The organism is Pseudomonas sp., assembly GCF_035277045.1.
Classification (GTDB): Bacteria; Pseudomonadota; Gammaproteobacteria; order Pseudomonadales; family Pseudomonadaceae; genus Aquipseudomonas.
The window spans coordinates 25,083-39,985 of record NZ_DATELE010000206.1 but is presented as its reverse complement, the minus strand read 5'-3'; the positions used below and the strand labels follow the sequence as shown (position 1 = coordinate 39,985).

The window sequence follows — 14,903 nt, the reverse complement described above, 5'->3', positions numbered from 1 at the left end:
CTTCACTCGTAAGCTTTCGCTCAGCGAGTGGTTACCTCGGTAGCAGCGAAGAAGTAAGCGATTTCGCGGGCAGCAGCGGCTTCGGAGTCCGAACCGTGAACGGCGTTGGCGTCGATCGACTCGGCGAAGTCGGCGCGGATGGTGCCGGCGGCAGCTTCTTTAGGGTTGGTGGCGCCCATCAGTTCGCGGTTCAGAGCGATGGCGTTCTCGCCTTCCAGAACCTGGACAACGACCGGGCCGGAAGTCATGAAGGCAACCAGGTCACCGAAGAAGCCGCGCTCTGCGTGCTCGGCGTAGAAGCCTTCGGCTTCGGCCTTGGACAGTTGCTTGATTTTCGAGGCAACGATGCTCAGACCGGCTTTTTCGAAGCGGGTGGTGATCTCGCCGATCACGTTCTTGGCAACGGCGTCTGGCTTGATGATGGAGAAAGTACGTTGAACAGCCATGGAAAAACTCCAGAAATTGAGTATTGCGAAAAATTAAACCCGCGAATTATACGCGGGTTCCAGGGGATTGCCTAACCTGCAGGACACGCTCAGTCGGCTTCTTCGATCCAGGCCGCCTGGATGGCCTCTAGCACCTTCTCACCGCCGCGTGACGGATCGTCGCTGAATTCTGGCAGGGCCAGCACCCAGCGGTGCAGATCGACGAAATTTACATAACGAGGATCGACTTCCGGCTTGCTTTCCGCAAGCTGGATGGCGATCTCAAGTACATCAACCCATTTCAGGCTCATGCCCGGCTCCTGACTCAGTGCGGCGCTTCGGCAGCGTGGTTGAGCGAATATTTTGGAATCTCGATGGTCAGGTCGTCGTCACCGACGATCACCTGGCATGCCAGGCGCGACTGCGCTTCAAGGCCCCAGGCCTTGTCCAGCATGTCTTCTTCCAGCTCATCGGCTTCCTCGAGCGAGTCAAAGCCCTTGCGCACCACGCAATGGCAGGTGGTGCAGGCGCAGACGCCGCCGCAGGCACTTTCCATCTCGATATGGTGCTCGTGGGCCAGCTCCAGGATGTTGGTACCGGGTGCTACCTCCACGGTCAGCCCATCCGGGCAGAATTTCTCGTGGGGCAGGAAAATCACCTGGGGCATCGGTTACTCCTCGATCTCATTCAGGTTGCGCCCGGCCAGTGCGGCTTTGACCGTCGAATCAAGGCGACGGGCGGCAAAGGCATCGGTCACCTGCGACAGACGCTTGGTCTGCTGCTCGATGGCGTGGCCATCGGTGCCGGTGAGCAAATCACGCAGTTCTTGCATCTGGTGTTCGATGGCCAGGCGCTCGTCGGCGTCGAGCAAGCGCTCGCCATCGGCTTCGAGGGCGCCCTGCACCGCTTCGAGCAGGCGTTCGCCGTCGACCTGGTGCTCGCGCAGCTGGCGCGCCTGCTTGTCATTGCCGGCGTGCTCGAACGAATCCTTGAGCATGCGGGTGATCTCGCCATCGGTCAGGCCGTAGGACGGCTTGACCTGGATGCTCGATTCGACGCCCGAGGCGATTTCCCGGGCCGAAACGTTGAGCAATCCATCGGCATCGACCTGGAAGGTGACGCGGATTTTCGCCGAACCCGCGACCATCGCCGGGATGCCGCGCAGCTCGAAGCGCGCCAGCGACCGGCCGTCGCTGACCAGCTCGCGCTCGCCTTGCAGGACGTGGATCATCATGGCCGACTGGCCGTCTTTGTACGTAGTGAATTCCTGGGCACGGGCGACAGGGATGGTGGTGTTGCGCGGAATCACCTTTTCCATCAGCCCGCCCATGGTCTCCAGCCCCAGCGACAGCGGGATCACGTCGAGCAACAGCAGCTCGCCGCCATCACGGCGGTTGCCGGCCAGGGTATCGGCCTGGATCGCGGCGCCGATGGCGACCACCTGGTCCGGGTCGATCTCGGTCAGCGGCGTGCGGCCAAACAAGCTGCCCACGGCTTCGCGCACGCGTGGCACGCGGGTCGAGCCGCCTACCATGACCACGGCGGCGACGTCTTCGATCTCGACGCCACTGTCGCGCACGGCGCGGCGGCAGGCCTTGAGGCTGCGAGCCAGCAGCGGTTCGATCAACGCCTCAAAGGCAGCGCGGGTCAGCTCACCTTGCCAGGCGCCATGGACAACGCTGACGACGTCGGCATCGGTCAGGGCTTCCTTGGCGGCGCACGCGGTCTGCAGCAACTGGCGCTGGGTGGAGGGGTCGAGATCGGCGGACAGCCCGGCCTGCCCGATGATCCAGCCGGCGATGGCATGGTCGAAGTCATCGCCCCCCAGGGCGCTGTCGCCACCGGTGGCCAGCACTTCGAAGACGCCCGCCGTCAGGCGCAGGATGGAAATATCGAAGGTACCGCCACCCAGGTCATAGATGGCCACCAGGCCTTCGGCATTCTGGTCCAGGCCATAGGCCACGGCCGCAGCGGTCGGCTCGTTGAGCAGGCGCAGCACGTTCAGGCCGGCCAGGCGCGCGGCGTCCTTGGTGGCCTGGCGCTGGGCATCGTCGAAATAGGCCGGCACGGTGATCACCGCGCCCACCAGCTCGCCACCCAGGGTTTCCTCGGCGCGCTGGCGCAGCACCTTGAGGATGTCGGCGGAGACTTCGACAGGGCTCTTGGCACCTTGCACGGTGTCGATGAACGGCATGTGCGACTCGCCACCGACAAAGCGGTACGGCAGCTGCTCACCGAGCTGCTTCACGTCTTCCAGGCCGCGGCCCATCAGGCGCTTGACCGACAGAATGGTGTTCAGCGGGTCGCTCGCGGCGCCATCGCGGGCCACCTGGCCGACCTCGATGCGCTCACCGAGGTAGCGCACGGCAGATGGCAGGATGACATTGCCCTGGGCATCGGGCAGGGGCTCGCTGACACCGCTGCGAACGGCAGCGACCAGCGAATTGGTGGTACCGAGGTCAATCCCCACCGCCAGGCGGCGCTGGTGCGGCTGGGGGCTTTGACCGGGTTCGGCGATCTGCAGTAGGGCCATGCTTATTTGAATACCTTAGGCGTCATCACGGGTAACGCCGGGTTAATCGTCGAGGCGCTCTTCGAGCTGACGTACTTCCTGGGCAAGCTTGTCGAGAAACTGCATGCGGCGCATCAGGCGCTCGGCCTGTTCACGCTGCGCGGGGTCGTCCCAACAGGCGGCGAAGTCGTCATTGAGCGCTTGCTGAGCACCCTTGAGGTGCTGCTTGAAAACGCCCACGCCTTCCAGGTCGGCACTGTCGTGCAGGTCTTCGAGCTCTTCGCGCAGTTGCATCTGCTGCATCAGGAAGTCAGGGTCGTGGACCGTGATTTCCTGTGGCACTTCGTGGCCACTGATGGCCAGCAGGTAACGGGCACGCCGGGGAGCGCTGCGCAGGGTCTGGTAGGCTTCGTTGAGCGCCGCGGACTGCTCCACCGCTACCCGTTGCTCACGCTCGGAGGCATCGGCGAAACGGTCCGGATGGACCTCGCGCGCCAGCTCGCGGTAACGCGTGGCCAGCTTGTCGAGATCCAGGCTGAAGCCCGGCCGCAGGTCGAACAGGGCAAAATGACAAGGAGTTCCCACAAAGCGCCTCAGACGTTGAAGCTTTCGCCGCAGCCACACTCACCGCGCACGTTGGGGTTGTTGAACTTGAAGCCTTCGTTCAACCCTTCCTTGACGAAGTCGAGCTCGGTGCCGTCCAGGTAGGCCAGGCTCTTCGGATCGATGATGACCCGCTCGCCATGGCTTTCGAAGACCTGGTCTTCGGCGCCCGGCTCATCGACGAACTCCAGCACGTAGGCCAGGCCCGAGCAGCCGGTGGTGCGCACGCCAAGGCGAATGCCAAGACCCTTGCCGCGTCCTTCGAGGGACCGCCGCACATGGTTGGCGGCGGCTTCTGTCATGCTGATAGCCATCGAGACTCCTTACCTGCAACAGGCGACTTAGAGCAAACCTTTCTTCTGCTTGTAATCGCGCACGGCCGCCTTGATGGCGTCCTCGGCGAGCACCGAGCAGTGGATCTTCACCGGCGGCAGGGCGAGTTCCTCGGCCAGCTGGGTGTTCTTGATGGTTTCGGCTTCGTCCAGGGTCTTGCCCTTCATCCACTCGGTGGCGAGGGAGCTGGAGGCGATGGCCGAGCCGCAGCCATAGGTCTTGAACTTGGCGTCTTCGATGACGCCCTGCTCGTTGACCTTGATCTGCAGGCGCATCACGTCGCCGCAGGCCGGCGCGCCGACCATGCCGGTCCCGACATCCGGGTCCTCGGCATTCATCTTGCCGACGTTGCGCGGGTTTTCGTAGTGGTCGATGACCTTTTCACTGTATGCCATGGTGCTATTCCTTCCTCATCAGGGAGCCGCTCTTCCGGCGACTGGCTTAGTGGGCGGCCCACTCGATCTTGGAGATATCAACGCCGTCTTTGTACATGTCCCACAGCGGCGACAATTCGCGCAGCTTGGAGACCGCCTCGCAGACCTTCTGCGCGGCATAGTCGACTTCTTCTTCGGTGGTGAAGCGGCCGAAGGTGAAGCGGATCGAACTGTGCGCCAACTCGTCGTTGCGGCCCAGGGCGCGCAGCACGTAGGAAGGCTCCAGCGAAGCCGAGGTGCAGGCCGAGCCGGAAGAGACCGCGATGTCCTTCAGGGCCATCAGCAGCGACTCGCCTTCGACGTAGTTGAAGCTCAGGTTCAGGTTGTGCGGCACGCGGGCAGTCAGGCTGCCGTTGACGTACAGCTCTTCGAGCTCGGAAACCTGCTTGAAGAAACGGTCGCTCAGGGCCTTGATGCGCACGTTCTCGCTGGCCATCTGCTCCTTCGCGACAGCAAAGGCTTCGCCCATGCCGACGATCTGGTGGGTCGGCAAGGTGCCCGAACGCATGCCGCGCTCGTGACCGCCGCCATGCATGGCGGCTTCAAGTCGCACACGAGGCTTGCGGCTCACGTACAGGGCGCCGATGCCCTTGGGGCCGTAGACCTTGTGCGCCGAGAACGACATCAGGTCGACCTTCAGCTTGGACAGGTCGATCTCGACCTTGCCCGCGGACTGGGCGGCATCGACATGGAACAGCACGCCGCGCGAACGGGTCAGTTCACCGATCGCGCCAATGTCGTTGATCGAGCCGACTTCGTTGTTGACGTGCATGAGCGAGACCAGAATGGTGTCGTCACGCAGGGCTGCCTCGACCATCGCCGGAGTGACGATGCCGTCATCGCCGGGTTCGAGGTAGGTGATCTCGAAACCTTCACGCTCGAGCTGGCGAGCGGTATCCAGGACCGCCTTGTGCTCGATCTTGGAGGTGATGATGTGCTTGCCCTTGGTGTGATAGAAGTGCGCGACACCCTTGATGGCGAGGTTGTCGGACTCGGTTGCACCGCTGGTCCAGACGATCTCGCGCGGGTCGGCGCCGATCAGTTCAGCCACCTGGCGACGAGCGTTCTCGACCGCTTCCTCGGCTTTCCAGCCGAAGACGTGGGAGCGCGAGGCCGGGTTACCGAAGTTCCCGTCGACGGTCAGGCATTCGCACATCTTCTGTGCGACACGTGGGTCGACTGGCGTGGTCGCGGAGTAATCGAGGTAGATCGGCAACTTCATTGAATATCTCCTGTCAGGCGGTCGCGCCGCTCGTCGTAACGGTCATTCGACGGCGGACGTCTCAATCTTGTCCAATTGGGCAGGGCGACCCGCGACACGTCGCAGGTCCTGGCGCTGGGCAACTTCTTGCACCTCACGGCGGGTGACGAGGTCGGCCAGGCTGATGCCGCTGAGGAATTCATGGATCTGCTGGCTGAGGTCACACCACAGGTGGTGGGTCAGGCAGGTGTCGCCGGCATGGCAGTCTCCCAGCCCCTGGCAACGGGTGGCATCGACCGATTCATTGACCGCGTCGATGACCTGTGCAACCTGGATGGTTTCCATGCCACGGGACAGCTGGTAACCGCCGCCCGGGCCACGCACGCTGGAAACCAGACTGCTGCGGCGCAGCTTGGCGAACAGCTGCTCCAGGTAAGAGAGGGATATGCCCTGGCGCTCGGAAATATCGGCCAAGGACACCGGCCCATGCTGCGCGTGCAATGCCAGGTCAAGCATTGCGGTCACGGCGTATCGGCCTTTGGTCGTCAATCGCATGGCTAGTCGTTACCACGGGAGTTACAGAATGTGTGCGATTATGCAATTCCCGAGCATTTAAGTCAACTATAAGACCTACTGCTTTAGTCGGAATTGCAGCGTGAAGGCGGGCGGCATCATAGCAAGAAAGGGCGCGTTAGCACACGCCCTGCACGGCAAACTGACTGTCAATGCGACTGGGCGTCACTCTTGGCGGCAGCCTTGACCTCGGCGAAGTCCTCTTCGCGCAGCGCGGGGAGGTCCTTGGCGCGGTAGCTGCTGTCCAGCTTGGTCAGCTCGCCGCACATCTCTTCCAGGCGACCGTCCACCGCCTGCAGGTGGTCGAGCAGCTGGCCGATTGCGCGAGCCACCGGATCGGGCATGTCGCCGCTGACGCCATAGGCATCGAAGCCGATTTTCTCGGCCATGGCCTTGCGCTTGGCCTCGACCTCGCTGTCCTCGGACTTGACGATGATGCGCCCCGGAATACCGACCGCCGTGGCACCGGCCGGCACCGCCTTGGTCACCACCGCGTTGGAGCCGATCTTGGCCCCCGCCCCGACCGTGAACGGGCCCAGCACCTTGGCGCCCGCGCCCACCACCACGCCATCTTCCAGGGTCGGATGGCGCTTGCCCTTGTTCCAGCTGGTGCCGCCCAGGGTCACGCCCTGATAGAGGGTGACGTCGTCGCCGATCTCGGCGGTTTCGCCGATCACGATACCCATGCCATGGTCGATGAAGAACCGCCTGCCCACCTTGGCGCCCGGGTGAATCTCGATGCCGGTCATCCAGCGGCCGAAGTTGGAGACCAGGCGCGCCAGCCACTTGAGGTCACGCACCCAGAGGGCGCGGGCAGCGCGGTGCAGCCAGATGGCGTGCATGCCCGGATAGCAGGTCAGGACCTCGAAGGCGTTGCGCGCCGCCGGGTCACGATGGAACACGCTTTGAATATCTTCACGCAGACGCTCGAACATCTATTGATCCTTGCGCTTATGCGGCTCGCCCCGGACCACTTTCTGGGTCTCGGTGAGGATGCCGCGCAAAATGCTCATTTCCGAACGATCGACCCCACTGCGCCCGTACAGCCTGCGCAGGCGCGGCATCAGTTGCCGCGGCTTTTCGGGGTCGAGGAAGCCGATGTCCACCAGGGTCTTTTCCAGGTGGCCGTAGAACAGTTCCATCTCGTCCATGGTGACCAGCTCGCTGACGCCTGGAGCGGCAGCCTGGGGCTTGTCACCGCCCGCTTGCTCGCCCGCGATGGCCAGCCAGGCCATGCGCACTTCATAGGCGAGCACCTGCACCGCAGCACCCAGGTTCAGGGAGCTGAAGTCAGGGTTGGAGGGAATATGCACATGGAAGTGACATCGCTGCAGCTCGTCGTTGGTCAGGCCGGCGTGCTCGCGGCCGAACACCAGGGCGATTTCCTCGCCTTGGGCGGCATGCTCGACCGACTTGGTGCCGCACTCGCGCGGATCGATCAGCGGCCAGGGCAGGCTCCGCTCGCGGGCGCTGGTGCCCAGCACCAGGTTGCAGCCGACCAGCGCGTCCTCGAGCGAGCCCACAACCTGGGCGGCGGCCAGGATGTCGTCGGCGCCGGAGGCACGGGCGCTGGCCTCGTGCGAGGGGAAATCCTGCGGTTCGACCAGCACCAGGCGCGTCAAGCCCATGTTTTTCATGGCACGCGCAGCGCCGCCGATATTGCCGGGGTGGCTGGTATTGACCAGAACAACACGAATATTTTGCAGCAAGGTGGGATGCTCGCAGATGCAGAAATGGGGGACAGAATCTTACATAAGCGACCAGCGTAACACCACGAAAGCAAATGACACACTTCTGCGCACGGAGAATTCTGCTAGAATGTGCGGCTTTCTTTAACGACCCAGGTGAAACGTCCATGCAGCCCATGCTGAATATCGCGCTGCGCGCCGCCCGCAGCGCCAGTGAACTGATTTTCCGCTCAATCGAACGCCTGGATAGCATCAAGGTGGACGAAAAAGAGGCCAAGGACTACGTCTCCGAGGTCGACCGCGCCGCCGAAGAAACCATCGTCAAGGCATTGCGCAAGGCTTACCCGAACCACTCCATCCAGGGTGAAGAAACCGGCATGCATGCAGGCACCGGTGAAGAGGGCAAGGACTACCTGTGGATCATCGACCCACTGGACGGCACCACCAACTTCCTGCGCGGCATCCCGCACTTCGCGGTCAGCATCGCCTGCAAATACCGCGGCCGCATCGAGCACGCGGTCATCGTCGACCCGGTTCGCCAGGAAGAATTCACCGCCAGCCGTGGCCGTGGCGCCCAGCTCAATGGCCGCCGCCTGCGCGTCAGCTCGCGCACCAGCCTGGAAGGCGCCCTGCTGGGTACCGGCTTCCCGTTCCGTGACGGCCAGATGGCTGACATGGACAACTACCTGGGCATGTTCCGCGCCCTGACTGGCCAGACCGCCGGCATCCGCCGCGCCGGCTCCGCCAGCCTGGACCTGGCCTACGTCGCCGCCGGCCGTTTCGATGCCTTCTGGGAGTCGGGCCTCTCGGAGTGGGACATGGCTGCGGGCGTGCTGCTGATCCAGGAAGCGGGCGGCCTGGTGAGCGACTTCACCGGGGGGCATGACTTCCTCGACAAAGGCCACATCGTTGCCGGCAACATCAAGTGCTTCAAGGCGGTGCTGACGGCGATCCAGCCGCACCTGCCGGAAAGCCTCAAGCGCTGATTGCTTCGCCCACAAAAAAAGCGCTCCTCGGAGTGCTTTTTTTGTGGGCAGTGATTACTGCGCCTGGCTCAACACCAGCTTGCCATTTTCATCCAGCGGAATGGTCTGGCCCGGCTCGCGATCCATTTTCACCTTGCCGACCTTGTCGCCGATCGAATAGGTGACGTTGTACCCGACCACCTTCTCGCTCACGTCATTGACCGTGTTGCAGCGGGTCTGGGTCGTGGTGTAGGTGTCACGCTGCTGCATGCCTTCCTGCACCTTGTTACCGGCATAGCCGCCCCCTACCGCACCGGCCACGGCCGCGATCTTCTTGCCGGTGCCGCCACCGACCTGGTTGCCCAGCAAGCCACCGGCCAGCGCACCGACCACGGTGCCGGCGATCTGATGCTGGTCCTTGACCGGCGCCTGACGGGTCACGGTCACGTCCTTGCACACTTCACGCGGGGTCTTGACCTGCTGCTTGATCGGCTGCACGTCGGTGACCTGGGCCACATCAGGCCCTTTGTTCACCAGGCTGTAGGTTGCCACGGCGCCTCCGGCGGTCACCGCGACAGCACCCAGCACCGCACCTACCAGCATTGATTTGTTCACGTGAACCTCCTGAATACTGTCCGCGGGTTCGCGCCCGCGCTTCTCCCAGCCTTGGAGCAAAAAAAAAGGCGCGAGTTCAATACTCGCGCCTCTTGTAGCCTCAAACGGCGTAGGGAAAAAACCCTTACGGACGGTCGTCCACGCCCTCGGCCTTGACCGGCGGGATCAGGTCTTCGCTGTTCAGGTTCAGCCAGATCAGCACCACGTTGGCGATGTAGATCGAGGAGTAGGTACCGGCCAGGACACCGATGAACAGTGCCAGCGAGAAGCCGAACAGGTTGTCGCCACCAAAGAACAGCAGCGCCGCCAGGGCCAGCAAGGTCGACACCGAGGTGGCGATGGTGCGCAGCAGGGTCTGGGTGGTCGAGACGTTGATGTTCTCGATCAGGGACGCCTTGCGCATCACCCGGAAGTTCTCGCGAACCCGGTCGAACACGACGATGGTGTCGTTGAGCGAGTAGCCGATGATCGCCAGCACCGCCGCCAGCACCGTCAGGTCGAAGGTGATCTGGAAGAACGACAGGATACCCATGGTGACGACCACGTCGTGCACCAGCGAGACGATGGCACCGACCGCGAATTTCCACTGGAAGCGGAAGGCCAGGTAGATGAGGATACCGCCCAGCGCCAGGAGCATGCCGAGGCCGCCCTGGTCGCGCAGCTCTTCACCCACCTGCGGGCCGACGAACTCGACACGCTTGACCACCGCCGGGTTGTCGCCGCCGGCCTTTTGCAGGGCCTCGGCCACGCGATTGCCCAGCAGCGGGTCATCACCCGGCATGCGCACCAGCAGGTCGGTGGTGGCGCCGAAGCTCTGCACCACGGCGTCGTGGAAGCCCGCCTGGGTCAGCTCGGTACGCACGGCCTGCAGGTCCGCAGGACGCTCGTAGGTCAGCTCGATCAGCGTACCGCCGGTGAAGTCCAGGCCCATGTTCAGGCCCTTCTGCCACCAGCTGAACAGCGCCAGCACGGTAAGCAGCACGGTAACGGCGAACGCGACATTGCGCACGCCCATGAAGTTGATGGTACGTAACATGGCAGCCCCTTAAACCCACAGCTTCTTGATGTCACGCCCACCACAGGTCAGGTTGACCATAGCGCGGGTCACCATGACGGCGGTGAACATCGAGGTGAAAATCCCGAGGGACATGGTAACCGCGAAGCCCTTCACCGGGCCGGTACCCATCGCGAACAGGATACCGCCGACCAGCAGGCTGGTCAGGTTGGCATCGATGATCGCCGTGTACGCACGGTTGAAGCCTTCATGGATGGCGCGCTGCACCGACATGCCCGAGGCGATTTCCTCACGGATCCGCGAGAAGATCAGTACGTTGGCGTCGACCGCCATGCCCATGGTCAGCACGATACCGGCGATACCCGGCAGGGTCAGCGTCGCACCCAGCAGCGACATCAGCGCCAGCAGCAGCACCATGTTGCCCGCGAGGGCCACGGTGGCGATCACGCCGAAGGCGCGGTAGATGGCGATGATGAACAGCGAGACGAACAGCATGCCCCACAGCGACGCATCGATACCCTTGGTGATGTTGTCGGCACCCAGGCTAGGACCAATGGTGCGCTCTTCGGCGAAGTACATCGGCGCTGCCAGACCACCGGCACGCAGCAGCAGGGCCAGTTCGGACGACTCACCCTGCCCGTTGAGGCCGGTGATACGGAACTGACTGCCCAGCGGCGACTGGATGGTCGCCAGGCTGATGATCTGCTTCTCTTCCTTGAAGCTCTGGATGGCAACGTCTTTCTCGACGCCGTCGACCGTCTGCTTCTCGTAACGGGTCACCGGCTTCTGCTCGATGAAGATCACCGCCATGCTGCGGCCGACGTTGCTGCGCGTGGCGCGGCTCATCAGCTCGCCGCCGTGGCCATCAAGGCGGATGTTCACCTGCGGACGGCCATGCTCGTCGAAGCCTGCCTGGGCATCGGTGACCTGGTCACCGGTGATGATCAGGCCGCGCTCGACCGCGGCGGAACGGCCGCCATCACGGAACTCGAACTCTTCGGTGGTCGCCTTGGACGCGCCCGGCTCGGCACCGAAGCGGAATTCCAGGTTGGCGGTCTTGCCGAGGATACGCTTGGCTTCGGCGGTGTCCTGCACGCCTGGCAGCTCGACCACGATACGGTTGGCGCCCTGGCGCTGGACCAGCGGCTCGGCCACGCCCAGCTCGTTGACCCGGTTGCGCACGGTGGTCAGGTTCTGCTTGATGGAGTATTCACGGATTTCCGCGACCTTGGCCGGCGTGATCGCCAGGCGCAGCACCGCCAGCTCGTTGCGCTCGCTGGTGGTCAGGTCGAAATCATTGAAATTCTTGCGGATCAGGGCACGTGCCTGTTCGCGGGTCGCGTCATCGGAGAAGCCCAGCATGATGCCGCCATCCTGCTGAGGCAGGCTGCGGTAGCGGACACGCTCCTTGCGCAACAGGGTCTTGACCTCGCCTTCGTAGACCTTCATGCGCGCGCTCATGGCCTTGTCCATGTCGACTTCCAGCAGGAAGTGCACGCCACCGGACAGGTCCAGGCCCAGCTTCATCGGGCTCGCGCCCAGGTTACGCAGCCACTCGGGAGTGGTCGGCGCCAGGTTGAGCGCCACGACGTAGTCGTCGCCCAAGGCTTTACGCGCCACATCCTTGGCTGGCAGTTGGTCTTCCTGCTTGGCCAGGCGCACCAGCGCGCCCTTGCCCTGCTCGCCCAGGCTCGCGGCCTTGACGGCGATGCCGGCATCGGTCAGCGCCTTGCTGACACGGTCGAGGTCGGCCTGGTTGACCTGCAGCGCCGTGCTGGCACCGCTGATCTGGACCGCCGGATCATCAGGGTAGAGGTTGGGAGCGGAATAGATAAAACCGATCGCCAGCACAGCCAGGATCAGCAGGTATTTCCACAGAGGGTATTTGTTCAGCATCACGCCGCCCGTTCAAGACGCGGGGCGCGTTGCGCGCCCCGACGATGGGTAGAAATCAGTAACTCAGATGGCCTTGAGCGTACCTTTAGGCAGGGTCGCGGCAATGGCGCCCTTCTGGAACTTCAGCTCGACGGTGTCGGAAACTTCGAGCACCACGAAGTCATCGGCAACTTTGACGATCTTGCCGGCGATACCGCCGTTGGTGACTACTTCGTCGCCTTTTTGCAGGTTGCTCAGCAGGTTTTTCTGCTCTTTGGCGCGCTTGGCCTGTGGACGCCAGATCATCAGGTAGAAGATGACCAGGAAGCCGACCAGGAAGATCCACTCGAAGCCGGTACCGGCGGGGCCGGCGGCAGGGGCAGCAGCGTCCGCGTACGCGGCGGGAATCAGAAAGCTCATGTGGCACTCCAGTTGCTAAGTTGCAATGTTTTTGACTTGCAGTAGGCGAAATTGCATCAGTCCAAGGGCGGCACAGGCAGCCCGCGCTTGGCGTAGAAGGCGTCGACAAAGGCGGCCAATTTACCTTGTTGAATAGCCTCGCGCAAACCAGCCATCAGCAGCTGGTAATGACGCAAGTTATGGACCGTATTCAACATGGCGCCCAACATTTCGCCGCACTTGTCCAGGTGATGGAGGTAGGCGCGGGAGAAGTTCTGGCAGGTGTAGCAGTCGCAGGTAGGATCCAGCGGCGAATCATCATGGCGATGGAACGCGTTACGGATCTTGATCACCCCGGTATCGATGAACAGATGCCCGTTGCGCGCATTGCGCGTGGGCATCACGCAATCGAACATGTCGACGCCGCGGCGCACACCCTCGACGAGATCCTCGGGTTTGCCTACCCCCATAAGGTAACGAGGTTTGTCAGCCGGCATCTGGCCTGGCAGGTAGTCCAGCACCTTGATCATCTCGTGCTTGGGCTCGCCCACCGACAGCCCGCCAATGGCCAGGCCATCGAAGCCGATCTTGTCCAGGCCCTCGAGCGAGCGCATGCGCAGATTCTCGTGCATGCCACCCTGGACGATGCCGAAAAGCGCCGCGGTGTTGTCACCGTGGGCATTCTTCGAACGTTGCGCCCAGCGCAGCGACAGCTCCATCGACACCCGCGCGACGTCTTCGTCGGCCGGGTACGGCGTGCATTCGTCGAAAATCATCACCACGTCCGAGCCCAGGTCACGCTGGACCTGCATCGACTCTTCGGGGCCCATGAACACCTTCGAGCCATCGACTGGCGAGGCGAAGGTCACGCCCTCCTCCTTGATCTTGCGCATGGCGCCCAGGCTGAACACCTGGAAGCCACCCGAGTCGGTCAGGATCGGACCTTTCCACTGCATGAAGTCGTGCAGGTCGCCGTGGGCCTTGATCACCTCGGTGCCCGGGCGCAGCCACAGGTGGAAGGTGTTGCCCAGGATCATGTGCGCGCCGGTGGCCTCGATGTCACGGGGCAGCATGCCCTTGACCGTGCCATAGGTGCCGACCGGCATGAACGCCGGCGTCTCGACCACGCCACGCGGGAAGGTCAACCGTCCACGACGGGCCTTGCCATCGGTAGCCAGCAGTTCGAAGGACATACGACAGGTGCGACTCATGCTTGATCCTCGGGGCCACGCGCCGCCGGATTGCGGGTGATGAACATGGCATCACCGTAACTGAAGAAGCGGTACCCGTTGTCGACCGCCGCCGCGTAGGCAGCCATGGTCTCGGGGTAACCGGCGAAGGCCGAGACCAGCATCAGCAGCGTGGACTCCGGCAGATGGAAGTTGGTCACCAGGGCGTCGACCACATGGAACGGCCGGCCCGGGAAGATGAAGATGTCGGTATCGCCGCTGAACGCCTTCAGCTCGCCGTCGCGCGCCGCGCTTTCCAGCGAGCGGACGCTGGTGGTGCCCACCGCGACCACCCGGCCGCCGCGGGCACGGCATGCGGCGATGGCATCGACCACATCCTGGCCCACTTCGAGCCACTCTTTATGCATGTGGTGGTCTTCGATGCGCTCGACGCGCACCGGCTGGAAGGTACCGGCGCCCACGTGGAGGGTGACGAAGGCGCGCTCCACGCCCTTGGCCGCGATCTTCTCGAGCAGCGCCTCATCGAAATGCAGCCCCGCCGTCGGCGCGGCCACCGCACCGGCACGCTCGGCGTAGACCGTCTGGTAGCGCTCGCGGTCCGCGCCCTCGTCCGGGCGGTCGATATAAGGCGGCAACGGCATGTGGCCGACCCGGTCGAGCAGGCCCAGCACTTCCTCGGCGAAGCGCAGCTCGAACAGCGTGTCGTGGCGCGCGACCATCTCGGCCTCGCCGCCGCCGTCGATCAGTAGCTGCGTGCCAGGCTTGGGCGCCTTGCTCGAGCGCACGTGGGCCAGCACCCGGTGGCTGTCCAGCACCCGCTCGACGAGGATTTCCAGCTTGCCGCCGGAAGCCTTCTGGCCGAACAGCCGCGCCGGAATCACCCGGGTGTTGTTGAACACCATCAGGTCGCCAGGGCGCAGGAAGTCCAGCAGATCGGTGAACTGCTTGTGTGCAAGCGCCCCGCTAGGACCATCGAGGGTCAGCAGACGGCTGCTATGGCGCTCCGCCAGCGGATGGCGAGCGATCAGGGAATCGGGGAGCTCAAAGGAGAAATCGGCGACGCGCATGATGGTGT

At 63.5% G+C, this 14,903-nt stretch carries 18 protein-coding genes; 1 reads left to right on the top strand and 17 read right to left on the bottom strand.

Features of this window, described 5'->3' with window-relative positions:
- Window positions 1–20: 20 nt before the first annotated feature.
- The 11 genes from ndk to trmJ form a co-directional block, all read right to left on the bottom strand.
- Window positions 21–446: a nucleoside-diphosphate kinase gene (gene ndk, locus VJS90_RS11740; RefSeq protein WP_324121819.1), complete on the bottom strand. Its 426-nt coding sequence runs from the start codon at window positions 444–446 to the stop codon at window positions 21–23.
- An 89-nt stretch (window positions 447–535) separates the two neighbouring features.
- Window positions 536–736: a Fe-S cluster assembly protein IscX gene (iscX, locus tag VJS90_RS11735; protein ID WP_136916531.1), complete on the bottom strand. Its 201-nt coding sequence runs from the start codon at window positions 734–736 to the stop codon at window positions 536–538.
- Window positions 737–750: 14 nt separating this feature from the next.
- Window positions 751–1,092 carry an ISC system 2Fe-2S type ferredoxin gene (fdx, locus tag VJS90_RS11730; RefSeq protein ID WP_324121818.1) on the bottom strand — a complete coding sequence of 114 codons (342 nt, stop codon included), beginning with the start codon at window positions 1,090–1,092 and terminating at the stop codon, window positions 751–753.
- Window positions 1,093–1,095: 3 nt separating this feature from the next.
- On the bottom strand, window positions 1,096–2,958 hold the full coding sequence (gene hscA, locus VJS90_RS11725) for a Fe-S protein assembly chaperone HscA (protein WP_324121817.1): 1,863 nt from the start codon (window positions 2,956–2,958) through the stop codon (window positions 1,096–1,098).
- 42 nt (window positions 2,959–3,000) lie between these two features.
- The gene (gene hscB, locus VJS90_RS11720) at window positions 3,001–3,522 is read right to left on the bottom strand and encodes a co-chaperone HscB (RefSeq protein ID WP_324121816.1); all 522 of its coding nucleotides are present in this window, start codon (window positions 3,520–3,522) and stop codon (window positions 3,001–3,003) included.
- Window positions 3,523–3,530: 8 nt separating this feature from the next.
- Window positions 3,531–3,854 (bottom strand): iron-sulfur cluster assembly protein IscA, encoded by a 324-nt coding sequence (gene iscA / locus VJS90_RS11715; protein WP_324121815.1) that lies wholly within the window; start codon window positions 3,852–3,854, stop codon window positions 3,531–3,533.
- 27 nt (window positions 3,855–3,881) lie between these two features.
- Window positions 3,882–4,268, bottom strand: a complete 387-nt coding sequence (gene iscU, locus VJS90_RS11710; RefSeq protein ID WP_002552476.1) for a Fe-S cluster assembly scaffold IscU — start codon at window positions 4,266–4,268, stop codon at window positions 3,882–3,884.
- A gap of 46 nt (window positions 4,269–4,314) precedes the next feature.
- Window positions 4,315–5,529, bottom strand: a complete 1,215-nt coding sequence (locus VJS90_RS11705) for an IscS subfamily cysteine desulfurase (RefSeq protein ID WP_324121814.1) — start codon at window positions 5,527–5,529, stop codon at window positions 4,315–4,317.
- A 42-nt stretch (window positions 5,530–5,571) separates the two neighbouring features.
- Window positions 5,572–6,063, bottom strand: coding sequence for a Fe-S cluster assembly transcriptional regulator IscR (gene iscR, locus VJS90_RS11700; RefSeq protein ID WP_324121813.1), 492 nt, complete (start codon window positions 6,061–6,063; stop codon window positions 5,572–5,574).
- A 167-nt stretch (window positions 6,064–6,230) separates the two neighbouring features.
- Window positions 6,231–7,016: a serine O-acetyltransferase gene (gene cysE / locus VJS90_RS11695; protein ID WP_324121812.1), complete on the bottom strand. Its 786-nt coding sequence runs from the start codon at window positions 7,014–7,016 to the stop codon at window positions 6,231–6,233.
- Window positions 7,017–7,790: a tRNA (cytosine(32)/uridine(32)-2'-O)-methyltransferase TrmJ gene (trmJ, locus tag VJS90_RS11690; RefSeq protein WP_324121811.1), complete on the bottom strand. Its 774-nt coding sequence runs from the start codon at window positions 7,788–7,790 to the stop codon at window positions 7,017–7,019.
- A gap of 146 nt (window positions 7,791–7,936) precedes the next feature.
- On the opposite strand from trmJ, the gene suhB reads away from it, so the two are divergent.
- Window positions 7,937–8,755, top strand: coding sequence for an inositol-phosphate phosphatase (gene suhB, locus VJS90_RS11685; protein WP_324121810.1), 819 nt, complete (start codon window positions 7,937–7,939; stop codon window positions 8,753–8,755).
- Between the two features lie 54 nt (window positions 8,756–8,809).
- On the opposite strand, the gene VJS90_RS11680 is transcribed toward suhB, so the two are convergent.
- The 6 genes from VJS90_RS11680 to queA all read right to left on the bottom strand — a co-directional run bounded on the left by VJS90_RS11680 (window position 8,810) and on the right by queA (window position 14,895).
- Complete coding sequence (locus VJS90_RS11680; protein WP_324121861.1) at window positions 8,810–9,337, bottom strand: glycine zipper 2TM domain-containing protein; 528 nt, start codon at window positions 9,335–9,337, stop codon at window positions 8,810–8,812.
- A 136-nt stretch (window positions 9,338–9,473) separates the two neighbouring features.
- On the bottom strand, window positions 9,474–10,385 hold the full coding sequence (secF, locus tag VJS90_RS11675) for a protein translocase subunit SecF (RefSeq protein WP_324121809.1): 912 nt from the start codon (window positions 10,383–10,385) through the stop codon (window positions 9,474–9,476).
- Window positions 10,386–10,394: 9 nt separating this feature from the next.
- On the bottom strand, window positions 10,395–12,260 hold the full coding sequence (gene secD, locus VJS90_RS11670) for a protein translocase subunit SecD (protein WP_324121808.1): 1,866 nt from the start codon (window positions 12,258–12,260) through the stop codon (window positions 10,395–10,397).
- A gap of 63 nt (window positions 12,261–12,323) precedes the next feature.
- Window positions 12,324–12,659 (bottom strand): preprotein translocase subunit YajC, encoded by a 336-nt coding sequence (yajC, locus tag VJS90_RS11665; protein ID WP_158459626.1) that lies wholly within the window; start codon window positions 12,657–12,659, stop codon window positions 12,324–12,326.
- A gap of 56 nt (window positions 12,660–12,715) precedes the next feature.
- Window positions 12,716–13,831, bottom strand: a complete 1,116-nt coding sequence (gene tgt, locus VJS90_RS11660; protein WP_324121860.1) for a tRNA guanosine(34) transglycosylase Tgt — start codon at window positions 13,829–13,831, stop codon at window positions 12,716–12,718.
- A 14-nt stretch (window positions 13,832–13,845) separates the two neighbouring features.
- Complete coding sequence (gene queA / locus VJS90_RS11655; protein ID WP_324121807.1) at window positions 13,846–14,895, bottom strand: tRNA preQ1(34) S-adenosylmethionine ribosyltransferase-isomerase QueA; 1,050 nt, start codon at window positions 14,893–14,895, stop codon at window positions 13,846–13,848.
- Window positions 14,896–14,903 lie beyond the last annotated feature (8 nt).

Coding starts and splice junctions, on each gene's coding strand:
- ndk (WP_324121819.1), bottom strand. CDS start 446: ATGGCTGTTCAACGTACTTTCTCCATCATCAAGCCAGACGCCGTTGCC.
- iscX (WP_136916531.1), bottom strand. CDS start 736: ATGAGCCTGAAATGGGTTGATGTACTTGAGATCGCCATCCAGCTTGCG.
- fdx (WP_324121818.1), bottom strand. CDS start 1,092: ATGCCCCAGGTGATTTTCCTGCCCCACGAGAAATTCTGCCCGGATGGG.
- hscA (WP_324121817.1), bottom strand. CDS start 2,958: ATGGCCCTACTGCAGATCGCCGAACCCGGTCAAAGCCCCCAGCCGCAC.
- iscA (WP_324121815.1), bottom strand. CDS start 3,854: ATGGCTATCAGCATGACAGAAGCCGCCGCCAACCATGTGCGGCGGTCC.
- iscU (WP_002552476.1), bottom strand. CDS start 4,268: ATGGCATACAGTGAAAAGGTCATCGACCACTACGAAAACCCGCGCAAC.
- VJS90_RS11705 (WP_324121814.1), bottom strand. CDS start 5,529: ATGAAGTTGCCGATCTACCTCGATTACTCCGCGACCACGCCAGTCGAC.
- iscR (WP_324121813.1), bottom strand. CDS start 6,063: ATGCGATTGACGACCAAAGGCCGATACGCCGTGACCGCAATGCTTGAC.
- cysE (WP_324121812.1), bottom strand. CDS start 7,016: ATGTTCGAGCGTCTGCGTGAAGATATTCAAAGCGTGTTCCATCGTGAC.
- suhB (WP_324121810.1), top strand. CDS start 7,937: ATGCAGCCCATGCTGAATATCGCGCTGCGCGCCGCCCGCAGCGCCAGT.
- VJS90_RS11680 (WP_324121861.1), bottom strand. CDS start 9,337: ATGCTGGTAGGTGCGGTGCTGGGTGCTGTCGCGGTGACCGCCGGAGGC.
- secF (WP_324121809.1), bottom strand. CDS start 10,385: ATGTTACGTACCATCAACTTCATGGGCGTGCGCAATGTCGCGTTCGCC.
- secD (WP_324121808.1), bottom strand. CDS start 12,260: ATGCTGAACAAATACCCTCTGTGGAAATACCTGCTGATCCTGGCTGTG.
- yajC (WP_158459626.1), bottom strand. CDS start 12,659: ATGAGCTTTCTGATTCCCGCCGCGTACGCGGACGCTGCTGCCCCTGCC.
- tgt (WP_324121860.1), bottom strand. CDS start 13,831: ATGTCCTTCGAACTGCTGGCTACCGATGGCAAGGCCCGTCGTGGACGG.
- queA (WP_324121807.1), bottom strand. CDS start 14,895: ATGCGCGTCGCCGATTTCTCCTTTGAGCTCCCCGATTCCCTGATCGCT.